The following is a 22,444-nucleotide window of genomic DNA, read 5'->3' as shown; positions in this document are numbered from 1 at the left end:
TATGTATTCTTTGTAAAGTTAACTAAAAGTATAATATAATATTTCCCCTTGCAATCTATTGTAAGGACTTCATTGCACTATGTCTATTTAACAGCAAATTTAAAACCTCCATTTTAAGAAAATGGAGGTTTTATTATTATTTAATTTTTACAATTATTTTCCCTTTTGCTCTTCCAGACTCTGAATATTCCATTGCTTTTTGCGCATCTTCAAAAGGGAAAACTCGATCGATTACCGGTTTAATTTTTCCGGCTTCAATATAGTTTGCAATAGTACGTAATTGATCCCCGCTTGGCTTCATAAATAAAAATGAATATTGAGCATTATGCTTTTTTTCAAGTGCAGTAAGTTTTTTGCTGGCTAATGAAAATAAGAGAGTTTTAAAGAATCCTGAACCAAATTCTTTACCGAAGCGAGCATTCGGCATACCTGAAACGGAAACAATGTTTCCTCCGCTTTTTATAATATTGAATGATTTTTCAAGTGTTGCACCGCCGATTGTATCAAATACCGCATCATAATTTTTTAGTATATCTTCAAATTTTTCTGTTTTGTAATTAATAATTTCATCTGCGCCAAGAGACGTTACTAAATTTGCACCAGCTTCACTAGCAGTCGTTGTAACAGTAGCACCCATTATTTTTGCTAACTGAATAGCGAAAGTACCAACACCACCGGATCCAGCGTGAATTAAAATCTTTTGTCCTTTTTGTAATTGCATGATGTCATGTAAAGCTTGATAGGAAGTTAAGCCAACGAGTGGAATCGAAGCCGCTTCCTCAAAACTTAGATTTTTTGGTTTTAAAGCAATATCATCTTCATGAATGGCTATATACTCCGCGAAAGTACCAATCTTATTTTTTCTTGGACGAGCATATATTTCATCACCGACTTTAAAACGAGTCACTTTTGATCCAACCTTCGTGATGACACCGGAAAAGTCATTCCCAAGGATTAGAGGCATTTCATATTTCAGTAACATTTTAACTTTTCCATCACGTATTTTAAAATCAATTGGGTTAATACTAGCTGCATGAATTTCTGCGAGCACTTCATACTCATTAATTTCAGGAGTAGGTACCTCTGCCATACGCATTGGGATTTTTCCATATCTATCAATTATCATTGCTTTCATTTCTTATACCTCCAAGTTTTAATAAAAGTTTTGCAATAGTTTCTCAATATCTAATACAAGATTTTTTAATAAACCTAATTTTGTACGTATATCAATATAATAAAAATTCTTTGTACCTTCTTTTCTCATTAAAATAATGCCAGCTTCTCGTAAAATCTTAAGGTGATGTGATACTGCTGGACGGGAAAGGTGTGTTTGCTTCGTAATTTCTCCTACACGTAATCCTGTTTGACATTCCGTTTCCATTAGCACTAATAAAATAGCTTGACGTGTTTCATCACCAATTGCCAATAATACTTTTTGAGAATCAATAAAATCTTTTTTTATAATATTTAATTGTTCTTGTTTATTCATTTCAATCACTTTGCCTCCAGGTAATTAGTCGAAAGGTTTAAGATGATGAACCATTACTTCGATACGGTAATGCTACATGATTGTTGCATGAGGTGCAATATTGGGAAAGAAAATCAAGACGAATGAATTTTTTATTGTTGAAAATTATAGGGAGATAGAAAAGGGATTGGAAGGATTACATAACACAATAGATGAAGTTTTAAAAACAAAAAATGATGTAACAATAAAATAAGCGGTCGTAACCTTGTATAATCCATAAGGTTACGACCGCTTATAATGTTTATATTATTTTTGATTTTTACGATAGAACATGGTTCAACGTAAAGTAAGTTCTTTTGTTTTACACTTTCATACAGACACAATTCAGGTGGATTATAGATGTATGAAAAGGTAAAAGGAATTTTGGGGCGTAATCTATCTATATGATAATTCAAAATGAAATATAAGTCTATATTTTAATGTTTTTTTTGATTATATTTATGTCACTGAGCTCAGAACAATGATGTGGAGGGTAAATATATGAAATCGAATTATGTACCAGTTTTAATTGTTGGAGGGGGATTATCTGGGTTAGCGTCTGCGTTATTTCTTGCAAAACATAACATTGAGTACTTACTTATTGAAAGGCATCCGTCTACTGCCATTCATCCGAAAGCAGGTGGTCTTACTTTACGTACAATGGAGTTATTTCGAGAATTAGGCTTGGAACAAAGAATTAAATTGGCAGGTAAAGCATTAGAGAACTGCCGAGGAAGAATAGCGGTTCATACAATAGCTGAAGCGAATAAAGAAGACTTGGAACAAATGAGAGCGACGCAATACAGAAACGATGAAGAGTTACTTCAAAAAATAGAAAAGATTAGTCCATCAAAACAAACTGCATGTTATCAAATTATTTTAGAAGAGATGATGTTACAAGAGGCAAAAACGCTAGGCGGGCAACTATCTTTTTATCATGAATTAGTTTCATTTGAACAAAGTGAAAACGGGGTAAAAGCAAAGATTCGAAATCGTGAAACAGAAAAAGAAAGTGTCATACATTGTGACTATGTAATTGCAGCGGATGGAGCGAAAAGTAAAATACGTGAGCAGTTAGGGATTAAAACTGAGGGTCGTGGAACCATTGGTGGCTATTATATGAATATTTATTTTGAAGCTGATTTAAGAGAGTTTATACAAGGAGACGCATTCGGTTTTTCGATGGTACTTCATCCGGAGGTTCTTGGTGCACTTATCCCGGTTGATAACGTAAAAAAATGGATTTATCATGTAGCCTACGATCCATTAAAAGGAGAGGGGCTAGAGGACTTCACTATAGAACGTTGTAAACAAATTATTCAAATAGCAATTGGAAGTACAAATGTTGAATCAAAAATATTAAGTGTTTTACCGTGGGAAGCGGCCGAAAGTACAGCGGTGAAATTTCAAGGGAATCGAACCTTTTTAGTTGGAGATTCAGCACATATTATGCCGCCAACAGGAGGATTTGGTTCAAATACAGGAATACAAGATGCGCATAACTTAGCTTGGAAATTAGCAGCTGTTATAAAAGGGAAGGCAAAACCAAAACTGTTAGAAACATATCATGAGGAGAGACACTCTGTTGCAAAATTAACGACAGCTTATGCAAGTAGTTTACTGTTTCGTGCTGCGAATAGAGAGGAAGGCAGTTTGAATAATATGGATGGTTTAGCTGTTACAGTTGGATATCAGTATTGTTCAGAGGCAATTATAGATGATTCAGTCACTCCGCATAGAATGGATAGCATAGAGTTGAACGGAAGACCTGGAACGCGAGCGCCACATTTATGGGGAACGTATGAAGGGAAGAAAGTTTCTACATTAGACTTATTCGGTAACAGTTTTGTATTACTTACAGGAGTAGAAAATAGTTCTTGGGCTGAGGCAGCACATGCTGTTTCAGCTAAATTAGGAATACATATAAAAGGGTATCGTGTTGGCTTAAGTGGAGACTTTGTTGTTCCAGAAGATATTTTTAGCAAATTATATGGTATAGAGAATGGAGGTGCTGTATTAATTAGACCAGATGGCTTTATCGGATGGCGTTCGGAAAAAACGGTAGTAAATCCAGATATAGTATTGGAAGAGGTAATGAGAAATTTATTATGTGATTTTTAAGTAACTACAGAAATATTGTTTTATGTGCTTCACTCTACTGAAAAAAATATTCACAAATTTCAATAGGTTTGATATGATTAAATTCGACAAGTTAATAGAGGCCGGAGATATTTGAGAAAAGCCATAAATTTATTTAGGGACACAGGAGTGTAGCCTAAATAATTTATGGCTTTTTTTATTGAATGAACCGTACAAAATAGGGAGTTACATGTGAAAAGGAGGGTTATAGAAATTAAATAGGATAATACTAGTTTTCTATATTAATAATATAGAAAACATTTGTAAGATTGGAATTTTAATATAGGTTTATAAAAATAATGAAAGTGTGTCTTCTGTTTCGTGTAAATCTCATTAGCTTGTTGAAATTTGCAACGTAGGAAGGGTTAGAAGAATGAGAAAGATTATTAGCGTTTTAGTTATTTTCTTTATGACTGGAAGTATCTTTGCTGGGGGAGCTGTTCATGCGAAAGCAGAAGGAAAGCATGAATGGAATACGAATAAGTTTTTAAATATTGCACATCGCGGAGCAAGTGGGCATGCACCTGAGCACACTTTTGCTTCTTATGATTTAGTGAAAAAAATGAAAGCGGATTATTTAGAATTAGATATTCAATTAACAAAGGATGGCCAATTAATTGCAATGCATGATACAGCAGTTGATCGCACTACAAATGGAACAGGCGAAGTACGCGATAAAACGTTAAGCGAAATAAAGAGTTTAGATGCTGGATCATGGTTTAATAAAGCGTATCCAGAAAAGGCTAAGCAAGAGTATGTTGGGCAAAAGGTTCCAACTCTTGAAGAAATCTTCCAAAAGTATGGAAGAAGTATGAAGTATTATATTGAAACAAAATCACCAGATGTGTATCCAGGAATGGAAGAGAAATTGTTGGCGTTGTTACAAAAATATAATTTAGTAGGCCAAAACATGTCTTCTAGTCGTGTTATGATTCAATCATTTAGTAAAGATAGTTTGAAAAAGATTCATAGTATGAATGAAAATATTCCGTTAGTTCAATTGCTTTGGTATTATCCAAATGAAAACAATGAAATTGTTGAATGGTCTGGCATTACACATGAACCGAAAAGTGTAACAAATGATGATTTTCAAGAAATTAAAAAGTATGCAGCGGGTATTGGACCAAACTTACGTAATGATAACGGGGAACTAATTATTGATGAGTCCTATATGAAAATGGCTAGGAAAAATGGACTGTTAATTCACCCTTATACAATTAATGAGAAACCAGATATGAGACTGTTAATCAAATGGGGTGCTACAGGAATGTTTACAAATTATCCGGATCGATTACATAGTGTATTGAAGGAAAAATAAGTGGAACAGGGTATACCAGTGTTTTAGGTATACCCTTTTTAATCTAACTCTCCGATAAACAGAATCTCTTTTTTATAGCATTCATCTGCATCATAAATAATTTCTTGAAAGTGAAGCGTTTTGAAGGAATGACAAACTGACATTTCCCATGTCTCCCAAAAATCAATTTCATTTGAAAGAAGAATCCATTTTTGAAATTCACTATCTCTATTAAAGAAATTATGAAAGTAGTCCTCATTTTTAAATATAATGATTTGCGAATCCCACAAATTATTTATAGAAATCAAAACAACAACTCGATATGTATGTGTATCGCTCGGTTTCATATTTATTAAATGATTTGCTTGATTTAATAAGGTTTGAATACATAACCGTTTTACTTTTCTAGGTGTTTTACGAGAGTCAATAAAAGCTTGCGAAACTGGCAATAGCATATTCCAATATTCATCGTTATAGAAAGTAGAAGGGAACGTTTTTGTATGTTCCTCAATTCGCTTTATCATAGTGTTTGTTTTTCGGTTCATACCACGTATTTTCTTTTCACGCATTGTGAGTCATCTCCATAAATTTTTGTAATGCAGCAGAGTGATATATATCTTTTCTAGTAATAAAAGTAGTAGGAACTTTTTTGAAGCTATTTGGTAAAGGATTGAATGATATGTCATGTTTATGACCACTTAAAATAGACTTCATCATAATTGCTATGCCCATACCTGATTTTACACATGCGAGAATCGCTTCAATTGTTCCAAACTCTAATACTCGCTTAGGTGAAATTCCTTCTTCTTGAAGCCAATCTTCTAATAAATTTCTATAATAGCACCCATGACTAAATGCAAGTAAATTCATGTCTCCTATGTCTTTAAAGGAAGATAAAGGCTTTTTGCTAATGAGAACTAATTCTTCTTCACGAAATATATTTGTATGAAGTTCAGCATGCTGAGTAGAGCCAGCTATAAACGCTCCGTCCAGTTTTCGTTCTAGTACAAGCCTAATCAATTGTTCCGTCGTATTTGATTCTAAAATCAATTCGACTTTTGAGTATTTCTCATAATAGGCCGTTAATATAGATGGAAGTCTTACAGCGGTTGTAGATTCTGTACATCCAATTTTTAAAGTGCCTCTTGGTTCGATCCCATTACTTTGAACTGCTTTAACAGATTGATCCATTAAGTAGATAATTTGTTTGGCGTATGTTAATAAAATCTCACCGTTAGAAGTTAAAGTTACACCTTTTCCGTTTCGGTAAAATAAAGGCACACCTAATTCGTTTTCTAGTTGTTTCATACGCATTGTTACGCCAGACTGTACATAGTTTAAATTTTTAGCTGCGTGAGATATGTTTTTTTCTTTCGCAACTTCGTAAAATACAGTTAAATCTTTTATATCCAAGTATCATCCCTCCAGAAAAGGTATCATTTTTTTTGATGAATTACATGATAAATCTTTATTTTATATGATATCAGAACTTTCATACAATGGAAGGGGATGGAGGGATTATTGTGTTAATGGAAGAAAGGGTGAATAGTACTTATAAGTGGGTTATGTTAATTTTTGCGACGGTTGCTCAAACAACAGCGACACTTATAACGTATGGTGTTGGAGCGTTTGCTTTATTTTGGAAAGAAGAATATGCACTTACGAATACGGAGATTGGATTGTTAGTAAGTGTTGTAAATATAGGACCGCTATTTTGTATGCTTTTTGTCGGGCGGCTACTTGATCAATACAATGAAAAGTTGTTAATTTCGATAGGTTCATTTTTACTAGGAGGTTCGTTTTTACTGACTAATATGGTCAATGGATTTAATGGGTTACTCTTTGTACTTTTATTAGTAGGAACGTTTTATAGTGTTTCGCAGCCAGGAGGAAGTAAGGTGATAATGAAGTGGTTCTCAAAAGAAAATCGCGGGTTAGCGATGGGGATTAGACAAGCCGGTATACCGATTGGTGGTACATTAGCGGGAGTATTGATCCCGTTTCTTACAATAAAATATAATATGGCCTATGCGGTAAATAGTATTGCATGTATTTGTATAATTGGAGGGTTTTTATTTTTTATATTTTATAAGGAACCATATATTCAAGAGAAAGTTAAACAAGAACGTAGTAAACTTTCTTTTTGGATGCAGTTAAAAGAAGTGATGTGTAAAAAAGAGTTGTATGCAATTTATATAACTGGCATTTGTATGATTTCATTGCAAATGGTGTTAGTTGCGCACTTTATAAAATTTTTAGTATTGGAACAATCAATCACGCCAATTTTAGCTGGAAAAGTATTTTCCGTTATGTTCTTTTCTGGAATGGTTGGTAGGGTTATATTAGCAGCTACTAGTGATTTATTTTATAAGGGGAATAGGCGTACCCTCTTATTTATAACTGTTTGTATTTCTATTTTCTTCATTCTAATATTAGTAATGAGCATACATACAATAACGAATGTATTGTATGGTGTAAGTGCGTTGTTAGGATTCTTTTCAATTGGATGGTTTAGTCTTTTTATAACTGAAGTTGCGGAATCAGCAAGTGAAGAATCGGTAGGGATGACAGTGAGTTTTGCACTTACATTAAATCAAATTGCCATTATGGCTGCGCCTGCTTTATTTGGTTATATTGTAGATAAGAAGGGATATACGTATGCGTGGTTATGCATAGTTGTATTACTAACTATTTCAGCGGTTAGCTTATATAGGAATTATAGAAAATGAAGGAATGTTGGCAATGTAAATTTTTTATGAAGAAAGTCTAAAGAAATGTTGAATGAGCGACATTTCTTTTTTTATTTGTTGTATAATCAAAATGTAAATGAGATTCGTTTTCAATTTCGTTCATTACCTCTTTTGAAATTACCTGTAATTTTAGCCATAATTAGCTGTTTTTCTTTATCGTTATTTGCATGATTTATTTTATTTAAAAATTTTTCAGCATCATTTCCTTTTAATACCATAATCTGTTTTCCGTAATATTCAATTAATACCATGTTATTTTTTGTTATCCGATAATGAAACATCTTATCATCTAAACGATTGCGTTTATCGGTGTTTTTCATATTACATCTCCATTCTTTTTAGTATGTAACAAATGTTACAAAAGAATTTGAAATTATAGTGTAATGCATCCGATTGTATGTTGGAAATTTTGCAAGAAAGAAATACAATAGAGAGTAGTCAAAATTGAAAATGAGAAAAAGGAATCTAGTTTTAACAGAGTGAATATTAAATAATATTATAATATACTTGATAATTAAAAGATATAAAATAGAATGGATGTACGTTAAGTGAAACTAGATAAAAGAGGGTTCCTAGTATGTTAAAGAAATGGTTAATCGTTTTCTTTATTTTTGCAGTTTTTTGTGGAAGTATTGTTACACTAATACATGCAAATAAAGGGAAAAAATATGATGCAAAGGCATTTTCTAATGTAAATAGTAAGCAAAAAGATGTTAAGCAGGAAATTGATGCGAATGAGAAAAAGCGTTATGAAATTACAGCTGGAAAACTAGATCAGTACTTAAAAGATAAAGGATTTAATGGGAGTGTTCTTGTAGCAAGTAAAGGTCATGTAATTTTACGAAAAGGCTACGGTTATGCGAATGTGAAAGATCAAGTATTAACAACGCCAAGAACGAAATATCGCATTGGTTCTATTACGAAAACAGTTGTTGCAATATCTATTATGCAACTAAAAGAAAAAGGGAAGTTGAACATTGAAGACAATGTAAATAAATATATCCCATCGTTTCCGGCAGATAAAAACATTACGTTACGAAACTTGTTAACACATACGTCTGGATTACCAGAACAGGGACAAGGTAGTGTTGACGCAGCATCACGGTTAAAATTAGTAACGTGGATTGGGGCACAAACGTTACAATTTCCAGCAGGGACAGGATGGAAATATACAGATTATAATTATATGGTGCTTGCATATATTGTAGAAAAAATATCGAATAAACCACTTGCTGAATATGTGAAAGAAAATATTTTGACTCCCGTTGAAATGAATGAATCTGGAATGGGCGCAACACTTCCAGAAGATATTTTCTTAGCAGAAGGGTATACGAAAAAAGATAATAAGTTAATAGCCACGCCGCGCTTAAAAATGAACTGGCTGTATGGTTGTGGTGAAATGTATACGACTGTTGAAGATATGAAAAAGTTAGATGAAGCTATTATGGATGGTAAACTACTTTCTAAACAAAGTGTATCAGATATGTTTTCTGCATCACCTGCAAGAAAATATGGATTTAGTTTCTATATTTACCCAGATTATTATCATAACCACGGTGTATTAGCTGGCTGGAACACTTTTAATAATTTTAACTGGGATAAACGAACGTTTGTCATATTATTTTCTAACGTCCAAAATGGTATGAATGACGCATTTAATCAAGAATTTAGGAAAATGGCGAATGATTTAATAGAAGGAAAATAATTATAAAAAATCGGTATGGATATGTAATTATCAATACCGATTTTTTTATTTTGTAAAGTTTTACTTACTGAATAAAGTGAAACTTTATTCAGTGGAGGGGCTTTGTTCATCCCCACTGAGTAGAAGCCCTCATCAATCAGGCTTTTACGGACAGCAGGGCCCCCACCTAACTTTTTTGCTTCCGCTGAATTTTGAGGTGAGGGTCTTACTGCCCATAAATAGCGGGATAAATAGGTAAGAAAGGTGATTGACATATGAATAAATCTAAATAGGTAGTTAAATGCTAAGTAATGCAAAGAACAATTGGTAATTTTTACATTGATAAAAAAGCTTGAGCTTCACACTATGTGAAGCTTTATATTATTGGAGACAAGAACAGGAGGTTGAAAAAATGAAAAAAGCAATAAAGTTTTGTTTAATAGCTACATTATCTACAACAATTATTAGTGGATGCTCTTTTGAGGGTAACAATGAAAATGTTAAAGGGAAAGAAGGGGAAAAAGTAGAGGTACAGAAAAATGCTGGGAAATATACGATGCCAGATGAAAAAGATAAACATGAAGGTACATGGCTGCAATGGCCACATGAATACACATATGGTGAAGAGTATAAGAAGGAAGTTGAACCTATTTGGGTTAAGATGGCAAGTGCTTTAACTGAGGGTGAGAAAGTCCACATTGTTGCATATGACCAGGAAGAAAAAGAAAGAATCAATAACCTTTTAACAGATGAAGGGTTAAATATGGAGAAGATTGATTTCTTTATCGCGCCTACTGATGATGTATGGGCAAGGGACAGTGGACCAATTTTTGTTTATGACAGCAATAAAAATCTCAAAATATTAGATCCAGCATTTAATGGTTGGGGGAAGAAAACACCTTATAAAAATGATGCTCAAATACGTAAGAATGTTAGTAAACAATCAGGAATTGAAAGAGTTGATTGGGGGAAATTTGTCCTTGAAGGCGGCGCAATTGAATTAGACAGCAATGGGACTGCTTTATTAACTCGAAGTGCAGTAACGAATAAAAATAGAAATCCTGATTTATCAGAAAAGGAAATTGAAAAATATATAAGTGACCTTGGGGTATCAAACTTTATTTGGTTAGACGGAGTACCTAATTTAGATATTACGGACTTTCATATTGATGGATTTGCTAAATTCCATAATAAATCTACCATTGTAACGATGAAAGAAGATGACCTAGCCGAATGGGGTTTATCTAATAAAGATATGGATACATTGTTAGATGCAAAAAATGCTTCAGGACAGAAATATAAGTATGAATACTTGCCGCTTAGTAAAGAAAAGGTTGCTTTAGAAAATGGAAAAACTCTCGATTATAAGGGGTCGTATATCAATTATTATATCGGAAATACAGTTGTATTAGTGCCTAATTATAATGATCCGAATGATAAAATTGCAAACGATACGATTCAGAAGTTATACCCAGATCGTAAAGTAGTCGGTATTGATGTGAGAGAGTTGTATAAAAACGGCGGTATGATTCATTGTGTGACACAACAACAACCCATTGCATTGAAGTAATTGATTGTAATTTCGTTGTTCTGCTATATAGACAAAATAGGTGGAATCTTATTACCTATTTTGTCGTTCCTTATTATTTATAATAATAAAATTTTAATATAATGATAAAAGAATTATAGTGTATATTCACTTTTCGTTTTATATGGTAAAGGAGAAAAATGTTTGTGTTAAAAAATTTTAAAATAGTGTTTTCGTATTTCCCTATCGTTTTACAGTACATTTTAAATGTAGCTTTAATTTGCTTAGGGTTTATTCTAAGTGTGTTTCTTATGAAAGAAGTCATTCAGTTTATACAAGAACTGAAATTGGATGGTAATGAATCGAGTTATCATTTAATTGATAGTATCGTCGTATTCTTTCTGTACTTTGAATTCATCGTAATGATTATAAAGTATTTTCAAATGAATTTTCATTTTCCATTACGATATTTTATATATATAGGTATAACAGCTATTGTGCGTCTCATCATTATAGATCACGATAGTCCGTTAGATTTATTGTTATATGCCTGTGCAATCTTTGTATTAATTAGTGCATTGTTCATTGCGAATTCTAAAATGATGCGTCGGGATTTAGAATAGTGACATTTGTTGTTGAATTAAATAAGATATTTTATCTTTTTGCAAAAAAGGAGTAACGGTATTGAAAGGAATAATCTTAACCAGCCTCATAATGATAGGGTTTATGATTCTATTATTTAATTGTATACTTTCATGATTTAAAAGAATAAAAGGTTAATAGAGAAAGAGGTTTTTGTAAATATGATTCATTACAATAATCAAAATAGTTTACATCAAATATTTACATTAAAAGGGACAATTATAAGAGATATTTTCCCACAAATCGTATTATATACGTGTATTTCAACGATAGTAGCTGTGATTAATTATTACTATACAGAAATAAATATAAATCAGACTCCTTGGGTAATCGTCGGAGGAGCTTTAGGATTACTATTAGTGTTTCGTACGAATACTGCCTATGATCGGTACTGGGAAGGTAGAAAGCTGTTTGGCACGATTGGTGCTTGTACTAGAAATTTAGCAATTAGTTTTTTGTGTCATTGGGATTATAAAGGGAAGAGTATGGAGCAGGAAAAAATAAAATTTTTACATCTATTAATTGCATTTCCAAAGTTAGCGAAAGGACACTTGAGAGAGGAAAAAGATTTATCTGAAGTGAAATCATTGCTTGCTGTCTGTTCTGAGAAGGAAAAAGCATTTTTGGTTGAGTCCAATCATTTACCGATTAGTATAGTTTTTATGTTGAAAACTATACTATCAAAAGGTTTGAAAACGGGGCAAATTCATCCAAATGCGATAATTAGTATGGAAACAGATTTGAATACGTTACTTACATCTGTGGGTGGATGTGATCGTATCAAAACAACACCTATTCCTTTTGCATATTTTGCTCATATAAAAATTTTATTGATTATATTTTGTGCAACTTTACCGATTGGTCTTGTTGATAGTCTCGGATGGTTTACAGTACTTGCGACTACGTTTATAAGTTTTGCATTCATAGGTATTGAAGCAATAGGGGTTGAAATTGAAGATCCCTTTGGTCAGGATCCAAATGATCTTCCGCTAGAAGGAATTTGTATAGGAGTAGAAGCGCATTTGGTGAATCTATATAATCAAAATGATCTATTAGAAGTAATGGGTTTGAATCTTGATAAAAAAATCATTTAATCATTTATTGTTGTTTTAAAATAGGTTATTTAAAAACTTGTCAAGAGTCAATTTAAGGCTTAACGTCAGCTTTATATTTTTTATATAAATATATAATATTCCTCCATGCTATAATCCATTCATGAAATGTACATGTTGCATGAGTTGGAATGAAAAAGACATGAATTGAGGATTAGTTGGCTTTGTGAAATCAATTATGTAACTACTATTAAAAAGCGAGGTAAATAATATGGAACAAAAACATAATGGAATTATTTTTACTGCAATACCAGACGAATCAAATGAATATTATCAACCATTTTATGAAGACTTGATTTACTTTAATGAATGTTTAAATGAAAAGAAATCAATTGCGGATCAACTTATATCTTTATCTGCTGAAGAACAAGACTTTCATACGAGCTGTTTTGAGTATGATGATATTTGGCTAAGAGATGTTGCACCGGTTGTCACAAATCATCTAGTTAAATTTAAATATCGACCAAATTATTTACCAGATGATCAAGGGCGATATTTAGATCAACAATTTAATAAATGGTTGAAAAAGAATGACTTTGAATATGAAAAATCCCCATTAATATTAGATGGCGGTAATCTTATTTGGAATAAAAAAGATACTGTAATATTAACAGAACGCATATTTGATGATAACGATGATTGGACAGAAGAGGAAATTATTGAGCAGTTAGAATGGGATTTAGATGTGAGCCGAGTTATTATTATTCCTGCTGAAGAAGGGGATGTACTAGCACACGCAGACGGAATGGTTAAATTTATTGATGAACATACAATGTTTATTAGTGATTTTTTAGGGGATCATGAATTTAGATATAGTGTTCAAGAGATTATTCAAGAACAAATGCCAGAAGCTGAATTTATAGTTGTTCCCTCATCATATACAGAGAAAGGACAATATGATCAAGAGATAGCATCGGCAAAAGGGTTGTATATAAATATGTTAGAATCATGTGATGCTCTTTATGTTCCTAAGTTTGGACTAGCTAAAGATGAGGAAGTTTTACGTTATATTCAACAGTATACGGAGAAACAAGTTATTCAAATTCATGTAGGAGAAATATCAACAATGGGAGGCGCAATGAATTGTTTAACATGGTATTGTCCAAGTCATTTGTTACCTTCAAAAATGAGAAGATTGAAAAATCAGAATGGGAATTTTTCAATGAAGAAGATTTTTGATTGGTTTTAAGAAATAAGTAATGAAAAGAAAATATATTCAAGGAGTATTAATATGTATACCATCGCTGAATTTTCTCGGATTTGTAAAATGAGTACGCGGATGTTAAGACATTATGACAAAGAGGAGATATTAAAACCGGCATATGTGAATCCGGTTAATGGGTATAGGTATTATGAACAAGAGCAGCTGGAAGTAGCGTTGAAAATAAAAAAGCTAAGGGAGTATAAATTTCCTCTTCCAAAAATTAAAATTGTTTTGCAGTCATCGGATCAAGATTCGTTTGTTCAACATATACAATCACAAATTATCGAGTTGTCTCAGGAAGTGAAGCAAAATTTACAGGTTATTTCAGAAATGAATGAAATGGTAAAGGTGAATAGTAGTCTAAATATTGCTCGTCATAGAAATTACGATATATTAATGGGAATGAGGAATGAAGTAACGATAATTACTCAAAGAGTAAAAATAGATATAGATGATATGGATGATTATTTTTATGACTTATATGAAGAGGTACAAAAAAATAATTTTCAAATAGTCGGTTCACCATCTGCAGTCTTTTATGATGAAGAATATATTCCAAGTAACAGTGATATTGAATTAAGAATCCCGGTTATGCAGGGGAATGATGAAGACGTAGCACAAGAGTATGAAATGAAACAACTAAGTCCACATCATATCGTTACTACTATGCATTATGGAAGTTACGACTATATAGGTTACGCTTATATAGCGTTAGAAGAATGGATTGAAAGAAATGGGTATGTGATAATTAATTCGCCATATGAGGTTTATATAAAGGGACCTGAATGTGATTGTTTAGCAGAAGAGTATGTGACACAAATTTGTTTTTTAGTTACGAAAATAGAATGAGAATAAGGATTGACATTAACATTATGTCAATCCTTATTCTATGTATGAAAGCAATTTATCATAATAAAAAGGAGAGAGAATATGAGAAGAATAATCATGATTATTTGTCTGATTCTAAGTATGGTATGGATTTCCGCATGTACTTCTGGAGTAGGAGAAGGTGAGAGTGGTAGCGCTGTTCTACCTAATCAGCTACCTAAAAATGTAGTGTTTAAAAATGGTACAATCTATACTTCAAATGAAAAGCAAGACATCGTAGAGGCTGTAGCCGTTAAAGAGGGGAAAATTATATTTGTTGGTTCAAACAAGGATGTAGAGGAATTTATAAATGAAGATACGAAAGTGGTGGATTTACAAGGACGTTTTATCCTTCCTGGTTTTGTGGACAATCATAATCATATATTTGAAGCAAAATCACCAGCAGCAGGAAATTGTAGTGTCTCACCAGATGCTTCTCTGCAAAAACAACGCTCGTATTTAAAGGCTTGTAAAAAAGGTGTGAAAGATGGCGAATGGATAAGTGGAACGGGGTTCAGTTTGGAAGCGTTGTTAAAAGATATGGACGAAAAATCAGAGCAACAAACCCCATTACAAGTTCTTGATGAGTTATTTCCTAATAATCCAGTATTAATTATGGAAAGAACCTCCCATTCTGTATGGGTTAATTCAAAGGCACTCGAGTTAGCTGGAATAAATAAAGATACAAAAGATCCACAAGGTGGAAGGATTATTCGGGATTCCGAGACAGGAGAACCGTTTGGTATTCTTTATGATACAGCAGGAGATATCGTGATGGAAAAAGCATGGAATTCTCAACCAAATCTGTTTGAAAAAAATTATGAAGGTTTATTAGACGGTTTAGATGAGGTTGCAAAGAATGGTATTACTACAGTTGGTGATGGACGTCTTTATTGGAAGCGAGGCTGGTTAGACGTTTGGAATAAAGTAAATGACGAAAAAAAGCTAACGTCACGCGTAGTACTTCGACCATGGGTATATCCAAATTTAAACGAAGCAGAACAAATGGAGTATTTCAAAAAAATTAAGCGTGATGATGTGTCATCCCGTATGCTTATTAATCAAGTGAAAATGTATAGTGATGGAATTAGTATTAATAGCACTGCTAAAACACTAGAAAAATATAAATTTGAATGGTTTACAGGAACTCCGTATGGGTTGAATTATATTCCAGAAGAAAAAATGAAATGGTGGTTAACCGAATTAAATAAAATTGGTTACGGTGCACTTATTCATACAATTGGAGATGCTGGGGTAAGAGAGAGTTTAAATGCGATTGAAGCAGCGAAAAAAGAAGGTGCAAACCAGCCTTATACACTTACGCATGTGGAAATGGTAGAAGATAGTGATATAGATCGTTTTGCTAAGTTAGGTATTAGCGCTGATTTTCAAGTAGGTCATGATTTTGCGGAAGATCCAAAACAAAGCTGGGCAAGTACGTATTTTACAAATCAGCAAATGAAACGAATTATGCCGTTAGGGCGAATTTGGAAAACCGGTGCGAATGTATCACTTAGTAGTGATTGGGATGTAAACGAACTGAATCCACTTGTGACGATTTCAAATGCATTAAGCATTGATGAAAAGGGCTTGTCTGATGTATACGCAGCTATTGATGCCTATACAATTAAGCCAGCTAAAGCGCTAGGTCTTGATAACATTACAGGTTCGATTGAAGTAGGCAAATCAGCTGATATGGTATTACTAAATGAAGATATTACTAAAATGAGTGCCGATAAGATTCCGAATGCGAAAGTTTTAGTGACGGTTTTACAAGGAGAAGTAGTGCATCACAAGGAGAAATAAAGAGTCACCTTATAAAGTTGCTACAAGTAAATGAATATATTCCTGTTGACCTTAACACGATGTCAAAGTATAGACTGGACATACATTCATATAAGGGGTGAACACGTATGAGAAATATAGAAAATAGTTTGTATTATATGCCTGCGGAATGGGAGAAACATGAAGGTACATGGCTCCAATGGCCACATGATAAAACACATAGGGGTGAAGGTTACAGAGCTAAGTTAGATGATATTTGGATATCGATGGCAAAGGAGCTTCACTATGGAGAAAATGTCCATATTGTTGTATGTGATGAAGAAGAAAAAATACATGTCCAATCGAAGTTAATGGAAGCTAACGTGAATATGAATAAAATTGATTTCTTAATTCAAGAAACTGATGATATTTGGATAAGAGATAACGGACCAATCTTTGTAAAAGATAAAGAAGGGAACCGCTATCTAACGCACTGGATATTTAATGGTTGGGGAGATAAATATCCGTACGAAAACGACGCTAATATTCCGAATAAAATAAGTGAAATGTATCGCATTCCAAAAGTTGAATCTAGTGTCTGTTTAGAGGGCGGGGGAATTGAGATAAACGGAAACGGGACCTTAATGGCGGCGGAAACGTCTATTATAAATGAAAATCGAAATCCTACACTAAGTCAGAAAGAAATTGAAATGGAGTTAACGAAATATTTAGGAGTAACGAATTTTATATGGATAACTGGTATACGCGGAGAGGATAATTATGATGAAGATACAGATTATCATATTGATGGCGCGGCACGGTTTGTAAATAAAAATACGATATTGTATGAATATGATCCTTTCGGTGAAGGAGAGTCATATCTTTTGGAGGCGTACGAAAAGCATTATCAAGAATTGCGACAAGCAAGAAATATAGATGGCAAGCCATTTCAGCTCATTCCAGTACCAGTAACAAGAAAATTGGCAAAAGAAGCAGATTGTAAAGGATCGTACTTAAATTTTTACATTGGTAATGAAGTTGTATTGGTACCTATATACGGTGATGAACATGATAAATTAGGGCTTCAAATCATTGAAGGTCAATTTCCAGGGAGAAGAATTGTCGGTATATATGTTAACGAATTGTATGCATACGGTGGTATGATTCATTGTGTGACGCAGCAGCATATAGAATAGAGTAATTCAAATAAAAAGCATGCAGAGCATATACTCTGCATGCTTTTTATAATGTTGAAAACTCCTCAACAAGTTGAGTGAATTGTTTCAATGCACTTTCAATCGGTTCTGGCGTAGTTAAATCAACACCAGCTTTTTTCAATAGGTTTAGTGGATAGTCAGAACTTCCACCTTTCAGGAATTCAATATAATTTTTCTGAGCATTCGGATCATCACTTAATAGTTTATCAGCGATTTGAATGGCAGATGCGAATCCAGTTGCATATTTGTATACGTAAAACGGGCGATAGAAATGAGGGATTCTAGCCCATCCGTATTTTACTTCTTCATCAAATACAAGTGAATCACCGTTATATTCTTTAAATAGCTTTTCATAAATTTCACTGAAGACTTGTGCATTTAATGGTTTACCTTGTTCAGCCATTTCATGTGTGATTTTTTCAAATTCTGCAAACATAATTTGTGTAAAGAAAGTACCTTTAAATTTCTCAATAAAATGGTTAATTAAATGGTTACGCACGTCCGTATCTTTTGCTTCTTTTAATAAATAGTGAATTAATAACACTTCATTTACTGTAGAAGCGACTTCTGCGACAAAGATAGAATAATGTGCAGAAATTCTTGGTTGGTATCCATGTGAATAGTGCGTATGCATACCGTGACCGCATTCATGAGTAAGAGTGAACAGGCTGTTTAAATCATCGTGATGATTTAAAAGAATGAAAGGATGAACGCCGTATACACCAAAGTTATAAGCACCAGAACGTTTTCCTGGTGTTTCTCTTACGTCTATATATCTTTTATCTTTAAAACTTTTTAATGTCTCAATATATTCTTCTCCTAAAGGAGCTAGTGATGCAATCATAATGTCAAATGCTTCACTATATGGGATGTCTTGTTTTGCACCTGCTACTAAATCGACGCCTAAGTCGTATTGTCTTAGTTCATCTACGTTTAATTTTTCTTTTCGAATTTCATTGTATGTATGTAATGTTTGAATGTTTTTTTTCGTTGTATCAATTAGGTTTTCGTATACTTCTTTCGGAACCATATCGCCAAATAATGATTTCTCTAGCGCTGATGGATAGTTTCTTAATTTCGAAACAGTAACATTATTTTTAATAGCAGCGGATAAAGTAGATGCGATGGAATTCTTTAACTGAACATATGGTTTGTAATATGCTTTATAAGCTTCTTTACGCTTTTCACGATTCGTATCTTCTATTAACTTTGCATACATTCCGCGTGTTAAGTTCACTTTTTCTCCATCGTCAGTCGTCACTTCACCAAATAATATATCTGCATTATTTAACATACCAAATGTGTGCTGTGGAGAAGAAAGAGCTTCACCCATTTGTGATAAAATTGCTTCTTGGTCCTGATTCAATACGTGTTTTTTATAACGATATAATTCAAATAAGTCTTCTTTATAATATTGTAAGCCTTCTGTTTCTTCTATGTAAGAATGTAATGTGTTTTCGTCTATGCTAAGTAAGAAGGGGGAAAAGAAAGATTTCGCTGCACTTACTTTCACGTGTAATTGTGATACTTTATCGACAAGAGATTGCGCGTCAGTATCGCGTGTATCAAGGTCAGATTGTAATCGTGCATAAGCGAACATTAAAGATATTATGCTAGAAATTTCTTCACTCTTCGTTAAATAAGCTAATAAACTATTGCCATCGTGAATATTGCCATTAAATTCGTGTAATTCCTTCGTTAATACTTCAATTTTATGAAAATCACTTTCCCAATCTTCAATTGTATGGTAAATGTCTGTTAAATCCCATTTTTCTATATCAGCTACTTGTAATCGATCTTTAAGTTCTGTCATAATCATTTCCTTTCTAAACATGTAGTTATATTTCTATATAACTATGAAATACAACAAATTGCAAAAAATCCCTGCTGAAAATTGAAAAGCCTTGCTAAAATAACAAGGCTTACTTACTTATAGTGTAATTCCGAATTTTGAATGTAAAAGGTTTGTATATTGCATGTCTGTAACGGTTTCTTTCGTTTTTTTACCATTTTTCGCTACTGTAAGGCTATCTTTCGTTAAAGAGGCATGCCCATCTTCAGTTAGTTTTACAATAAGAGGTACTTTATTAAAGGGTGATCCTTCATGTTCAACGATAATTTTTTGTGCTGTATTTGTTTTTTCTTCATCCACTTCTTCTATATAAAATGCATAGCCTAACGTCCAATCATCAGCAGAAGATTGATCCAAGAACTCATTGTTTTTCCGCATCTCTAAAATGTAGTTTCCCTTTTCGGTCATTTCTTTACGAATACGATAATCTCCTGTAGCAGAGTGAATGACTTCACCTGAGAAAGGGACAGGGGCAAGAGGTAAGTATGATCCGAATCCTACTTCAATTAAATAAAGTTCATTATGATGTGTTAAAACGGTTGCGATATGGCCAGAATCAACAGCCCATATGGAGTTTGCAGCGTTATAAACTGTTCCTGAAACGAGGTGAACATCGAATCCAGAATCTTTCAGGAAGTAATACATAGTAGGATTGAGTTCATAACAAAGACCGCCACGGTTATTTACTAAAATTTTCTCTTTCAAATTTTCTTTTGATATTTCTTTAAAATTCTTTTCGAGAATATTTAAGTTTTCAAAAGGAACAGTTTGTGCCATTGCGTACATAATGTTAGATAAATCTTCAAATGAAACTGTGTCTTTTTCTTCTATATGTAATCGTGCGAAAAATTGTTTTTGAAAGTCTGTCATCGAAATCCCTCCGTTATGCTTTTATAGGTAAATTGTAAACAATCTTGAATAGGATGTGAAATGAAAACTACGTTGAATATTTGAAATTAGATTAAAAATAATATGGGAGAGTGAGAGATTGCTACTTTACTAGCGGTGGGACGAATATTATAATAATTCTGATAAACTATGCAAACGCTTTCTTGGAAGGAGATGGTGTACAGATGTTTAAAAGAATAACAATAGTCGGATTGTCAGTTGTTATGTTTTTACCTAGTATATATGAGGGGAGTAAGGCATATGCAGACACAGTTAACAATGGAACGTTAATGCAGTATTTTGAGTGGTATGCTCCGAATGATGGGAATCATTGGAATCGTTTGCGTACTGATGCTGAAAATTTAGCGGAAAAAGGAATTACATCTGTTTGGATACCACCTGCATATAAAGGAACTATGCAAAATGACGTAGGATATGGAGCATATGATTTATATGATCTGGGGGAATTCAATCAAAAGGGCACAGTGCGGACGAAATATGGGACGAAAGCACAATTGAAATCTGCAATTGACGCTTTACATAAGAAAAACATCGATGTATACGGTGATGTAGTTATGAATCATAAAGGTGGGGCTGATTATACAGAAACTGTCACAGCAGTTGAGGTAGACCCGAGCAATCGAAATAATGAAGTATCAGGTGATTATGAAATTAGTGCGTGGACGGGATTTAACTTTCCAGGGCGTGGAGATTCTTATTCTAATTTCAAATGGAAATGGTATCATTTTGACGGAACGGATTGGGATGAAGGAAGGAAATTAAACCGAATTTATAAATTTAGGGGCATAGGTAAAGCATGGGACTGGGAAGTGTCTAGCGAGAATGGGAATTATGATTATTTGATGTATGCGGATCTTGATTTTGATCATCCAGATGTTGCGAATGAAATGAAAAAATGGGGAACGTGGTATGCGAATGAATTAAATTTAGATGGTTTTCGTTTAGATGCTGTTAAACATATTGATCATGAATATTTGCGCGATTGGGTAAATCACGTTAGACAGCAAACAGGGAAAGAAATGTTTACAGTAGCTGAATATTGGCAAAATGATATCCAGACTTTAAATAATTATTTAGCAAAGGTTAATTATAATCAATCTGTGTTCGATGCACCACTTCATTATAATTTTCATTATGCTTCAACAGGAAATGGAAATTATGATATGAGAAATATTTTAAAAGGAACGGTAGTTGCGAATCATCCTACACTTGCGGTTACTCTAGTTGAAAATCATGATTCACAGCCTGGTCAGTCATTGGAATCTGTAGTGAGCCCTTGGTTCAAACCGCTGGCATATGCATTTATTTTAACGCGTGCAGAGGGGTATCCTTCTGTTTTCTATGGTGATTACTATGGTACAAAAGGAAATAGTAACTATGAAATTCCAGCGTTAAAGGACAAAATTGATCCGATTTTGACGGCACGAAAAAACTTTGCATATGGTACGCAACGTGATTATTTTGATCATCCAGATGTGATTGGCTGGACAAGAGAAGGTGATAGTGTACATGCTAATTCTGGTTTAGCAACATTAATCTCTGATGGACCAGGAGGGGCGAAGTGGATGGATGTTGGAAAGAATAACGCAGGGGAAGTATGGTACGATATTACGGGTAATCAAACAAATACTGTAACAATTAATAAGGACGGATGGGGGCAGTTCCAAGTAAGTGGAGGATCAGTTTCCATATATGTTCAACAATAATTTGGTGATGAAAAAGAAGAGGTAGACTGAAATATAAGTTTTCCTCTTCCTTTTTACATTCTGTATAGTTATAAAAGTATGACACCTTTACTTCTCACGTAACATATAGTATGATGATTTCAATAAATTAGATTTCAATGACTATAATATAAATTAATGAGAGGTGCTTTTTGTGAGTGCGGTAGGTATTAAATAGGAAAAATTTAATGAAATAAATCGGATAAGACCAGGGGATTTTTATGTACATCATACCCCTAATTTTGTCA

Annotated in this window: 20 protein-coding genes; 13 read left to right on the top strand and 7 right to left on the bottom strand. The window is 33.3% G+C overall.

Annotated elements, in window-relative coordinates:
- Nucleotides 1-136: 136 nt before the first annotated feature.
- A complete protein-coding gene (locus tag DN399_RS17040; protein WP_149149853.1) occupies nucleotides 137-1,135 on the bottom strand; it encodes an NADP-dependent oxidoreductase in 999 nt (332 codons plus the stop codon).
- A gap of 18 nt (nucleotides 1,136-1,153) precedes the next feature.
- Nucleotides 1,154-1,498 (bottom strand): ArsR/SmtB family transcription factor, encoded by a 345-nt coding sequence (locus DN399_RS17035; RefSeq protein ID WP_000571870.1) that lies wholly within the window; start codon nucleotides 1,496-1,498, stop codon nucleotides 1,154-1,156.
- Nucleotides 1,499-1,589: 91 nt separating this feature from the next.
- On the opposite strand from DN399_RS17035, the gene DN399_RS28450 reads away from it, so the two are divergent.
- The 3 genes from DN399_RS28450 (at nucleotide 1,590) to DN399_RS17025 (ending at nucleotide 4,964) form a co-directional block, all read left to right on the top strand.
- Nucleotides 1,590-1,721: a hypothetical protein gene (locus DN399_RS28450; protein ID WP_255478083.1), complete on the top strand. Its 132-nt coding sequence runs from the start codon at nucleotides 1,590-1,592 to the stop codon at nucleotides 1,719-1,721.
- 287 nt (nucleotides 1,722-2,008) lie between these two features.
- Nucleotides 2,009-3,628, top strand: coding sequence for an FAD-dependent oxidoreductase (locus DN399_RS17030; protein WP_086388739.1), 1,620 nt, complete (start codon nucleotides 2,009-2,011; stop codon nucleotides 3,626-3,628).
- A gap of 391 nt (nucleotides 3,629-4,019) precedes the next feature.
- Nucleotides 4,020-4,964: a glycerophosphodiester phosphodiesterase gene (locus DN399_RS17025; RefSeq protein ID WP_001226340.1), complete on the top strand. Its 945-nt coding sequence runs from the start codon at nucleotides 4,020-4,022 to the stop codon at nucleotides 4,962-4,964.
- 38 nt (nucleotides 4,965-5,002) lie between these two features.
- Here DN399_RS17025 and DN399_RS17020 read toward each other — a convergent pair whose 3' ends face one another.
- Together DN399_RS17020 and DN399_RS17015 are read right to left on the bottom strand one after the other, a co-directional pair.
- Nucleotides 5,003-5,512 carry a DUF3916 domain-containing protein gene (locus DN399_RS17020; protein ID WP_086412749.1) on the bottom strand — a complete coding sequence of 170 codons (510 nt, stop codon included), beginning with the start codon at nucleotides 5,510-5,512 and terminating at the stop codon, nucleotides 5,003-5,005.
- Nucleotides 5,505-6,356 (bottom strand): LysR family transcriptional regulator, encoded by an 852-nt coding sequence (locus DN399_RS17015; protein WP_000351691.1) that lies wholly within the window; start codon nucleotides 6,354-6,356, stop codon nucleotides 5,505-5,507. Before DN399_RS17015 ends, DN399_RS17020 begins: the two co-directional genes overlap by 8 nt.
- Before the next feature lie 86 nt (nucleotides 6,357-6,442).
- Between DN399_RS17015 and DN399_RS17010 the strand changes: the two genes are divergently transcribed.
- Nucleotides 6,443-7,672, top strand: coding sequence for an MFS transporter (locus DN399_RS17010; RefSeq protein ID WP_149149852.1), 1,230 nt, complete (start codon nucleotides 6,443-6,445; stop codon nucleotides 7,670-7,672).
- A 110-nt stretch (nucleotides 7,673-7,782) separates the two neighbouring features.
- Here the strand turns inward: DN399_RS17010 and DN399_RS17005 are convergent, their stop codons facing one another.
- Nucleotides 7,783-8,013 carry a hypothetical protein gene (locus DN399_RS17005; protein WP_000798794.1) on the bottom strand — a complete coding sequence of 77 codons (231 nt, stop codon included), beginning with the start codon at nucleotides 8,011-8,013 and terminating at the stop codon, nucleotides 7,783-7,785.
- A gap of 257 nt (nucleotides 8,014-8,270) precedes the next feature.
- On the opposite strand from DN399_RS17005, the gene DN399_RS17000 reads away from it, so the two are divergent.
- The 8 genes from DN399_RS17000 to DN399_RS16960 all read left to right on the top strand — a co-directional run bounded on the left by DN399_RS17000 (nucleotide 8,271) and on the right by DN399_RS16960 (nucleotide 17,690).
- Complete coding sequence (locus tag DN399_RS17000) at nucleotides 8,271-9,398, top strand: serine hydrolase domain-containing protein (protein ID WP_149149851.1); 1,128 nt, start codon at nucleotides 8,271-8,273, stop codon at nucleotides 9,396-9,398.
- Between the two features lie 391 nt (nucleotides 9,399-9,789).
- Nucleotides 9,790-10,947 carry an agmatine deiminase family protein gene (locus DN399_RS16990; RefSeq protein WP_000709181.1) on the top strand — a complete coding sequence of 386 codons (1,158 nt, stop codon included), beginning with the start codon at nucleotides 9,790-9,792 and terminating at the stop codon, nucleotides 10,945-10,947.
- 164 nt (nucleotides 10,948-11,111) lie between these two features.
- On the top strand, nucleotides 11,112-11,528 hold the full coding sequence (gene psiE / locus DN399_RS16985; protein WP_000916566.1) for a phosphate-starvation-inducible protein PsiE: 417 nt from the start codon (nucleotides 11,112-11,114) through the stop codon (nucleotides 11,526-11,528).
- 180 nt (nucleotides 11,529-11,708) lie between these two features.
- A complete protein-coding gene (locus tag DN399_RS16980; protein WP_149149849.1) occupies nucleotides 11,709-12,641 on the top strand; it encodes a bestrophin family protein in 933 nt (310 codons plus the stop codon).
- Nucleotides 12,642-12,870: 229 nt separating this feature from the next.
- On the top strand, nucleotides 12,871-13,848 hold the full coding sequence (locus DN399_RS16975) for an agmatine deiminase family protein (RefSeq protein WP_016123115.1): 978 nt from the start codon (nucleotides 12,871-12,873) through the stop codon (nucleotides 13,846-13,848).
- Nucleotides 13,849-13,890: 42 nt separating this feature from the next.
- On the top strand, nucleotides 13,891-14,712 hold the full coding sequence (locus DN399_RS16970; protein ID WP_016123114.1) for a MerR family transcriptional regulator: 822 nt from the start codon (nucleotides 13,891-13,893) through the stop codon (nucleotides 14,710-14,712).
- 81 nt (nucleotides 14,713-14,793) lie between these two features.
- Nucleotides 14,794-16,536, top strand: coding sequence for an amidohydrolase (locus DN399_RS16965; protein WP_139849040.1), 1,743 nt, complete (start codon nucleotides 14,794-14,796; stop codon nucleotides 16,534-16,536).
- Between the two features lie 107 nt (nucleotides 16,537-16,643).
- Nucleotides 16,644-17,690 (top strand): agmatine deiminase family protein, encoded by a 1,047-nt coding sequence (locus DN399_RS16960; protein ID WP_149149848.1) that lies wholly within the window; start codon nucleotides 16,644-16,646, stop codon nucleotides 17,688-17,690.
- Between the two features lie 46 nt (nucleotides 17,691-17,736).
- Here DN399_RS16960 and pepF read toward each other — a convergent pair whose 3' ends face one another.
- The gene (gene pepF / locus DN399_RS16955) at nucleotides 17,737-19,524 is read right to left on the bottom strand and encodes an oligoendopeptidase F (protein ID WP_149149847.1); all 1,788 of its coding nucleotides are present in this window, start codon (nucleotides 19,522-19,524) and stop codon (nucleotides 17,737-17,739) included.
- 117 nt (nucleotides 19,525-19,641) lie between these two features.
- The gene (locus DN399_RS16950; RefSeq protein ID WP_016123111.1) at nucleotides 19,642-20,433 is read right to left on the bottom strand and encodes an arylamine N-acetyltransferase family protein; all 792 of its coding nucleotides are present in this window, start codon (nucleotides 20,431-20,433) and stop codon (nucleotides 19,642-19,644) included.
- Nucleotides 20,434-20,636: 203 nt separating this feature from the next.
- Here DN399_RS16950 and amyS point away from each other — a divergent pair, with 203 nt between their 5' ends.
- The gene (gene amyS / locus DN399_RS16945; RefSeq protein WP_149149846.1) at nucleotides 20,637-22,178 is read left to right on the top strand and encodes an alpha-amylase; all 1,542 of its coding nucleotides are present in this window, start codon (nucleotides 20,637-20,639) and stop codon (nucleotides 22,176-22,178) included.
- Nucleotides 22,179-22,444 lie beyond the last annotated feature (266 nt).

Origin of the sequence: Bacillus sp. AR4-2 (assembly GCF_008274865.1) — a bacterium.
Lineage (GTDB): Bacteria > Bacillota > Bacilli > Bacillales > Bacillaceae_G > Bacillus_A > Bacillus_A cereus.
Note: the sequence above shows the minus strand (reverse complement) of the source record. Positions and strands in the feature narration are given on the sequence as shown.

What these genes read in the sequence shown, in the direction of transcription:
- DN399_RS17040 (WP_149149853.1), bottom strand. Translation starts at nt 1,135, where the DNA reads ATGAAAGCAATGATAATTGATAGATATGGAAAAATCCCAATGCGTATG.
- DN399_RS17030 (WP_086388739.1), top strand. Translation starts at nt 2,009, where the DNA reads ATGAAATCGAATTATGTACCAGTTTTAATTGTTGGAGGGGGATTATCT.
- DN399_RS17025 (WP_001226340.1), top strand. Translation starts at nt 4,020, where the DNA reads ATGAGAAAGATTATTAGCGTTTTAGTTATTTTCTTTATGACTGGAAGT.
- DN399_RS17020 (WP_086412749.1), bottom strand. Translation starts at nt 5,512, where the DNA reads ATGCGTGAAAAGAAAATACGTGGTATGAACCGAAAAACAAACACTATG.
- DN399_RS17010 (WP_149149852.1), top strand. Translation starts at nt 6,443, where the DNA reads ATGGAAGGGGATGGAGGGATTATTGTGTTAATGGAAGAAAGGGTGAAT.
- DN399_RS17005 (WP_000798794.1), bottom strand. Translation starts at nt 8,013, where the DNA reads ATGAAAAACACCGATAAACGCAATCGTTTAGATGATAAGATGTTTCAT.
- DN399_RS17000 (WP_149149851.1), top strand. Translation starts at nt 8,271, where the DNA reads ATGTTAAAGAAATGGTTAATCGTTTTCTTTATTTTTGCAGTTTTTTGT.
- DN399_RS16990 (WP_000709181.1), top strand. Translation starts at nt 9,790, where the DNA reads ATGAAAAAAGCAATAAAGTTTTGTTTAATAGCTACATTATCTACAACA.
- DN399_RS16980 (WP_149149849.1), top strand. Translation starts at nt 11,709, where the DNA reads ATGATTCATTACAATAATCAAAATAGTTTACATCAAATATTTACATTA.
- DN399_RS16975 (WP_016123115.1), top strand. Translation starts at nt 12,871, where the DNA reads ATGGAACAAAAACATAATGGAATTATTTTTACTGCAATACCAGACGAA.
- DN399_RS16970 (WP_016123114.1), top strand. Translation starts at nt 13,891, where the DNA reads ATGTATACCATCGCTGAATTTTCTCGGATTTGTAAAATGAGTACGCGG.
- DN399_RS16965 (WP_139849040.1), top strand. Translation starts at nt 14,794, where the DNA reads ATGAGAAGAATAATCATGATTATTTGTCTGATTCTAAGTATGGTATGG.
- DN399_RS16960 (WP_149149848.1), top strand. Translation starts at nt 16,644, where the DNA reads ATGAGAAATATAGAAAATAGTTTGTATTATATGCCTGCGGAATGGGAG.
- pepF (WP_149149847.1), bottom strand. Translation starts at nt 19,524, where the DNA reads ATGACAGAACTTAAAGATCGATTACAAGTAGCTGATATAGAAAAATGG.
- DN399_RS16950 (WP_016123111.1), bottom strand. Translation starts at nt 20,433, where the DNA reads ATGACAGACTTTCAAAAACAATTTTTCGCACGATTACATATAGAAGAA.
- amyS (WP_149149846.1), top strand. Translation starts at nt 20,637, where the DNA reads ATGTTTAAAAGAATAACAATAGTCGGATTGTCAGTTGTTATGTTTTTA.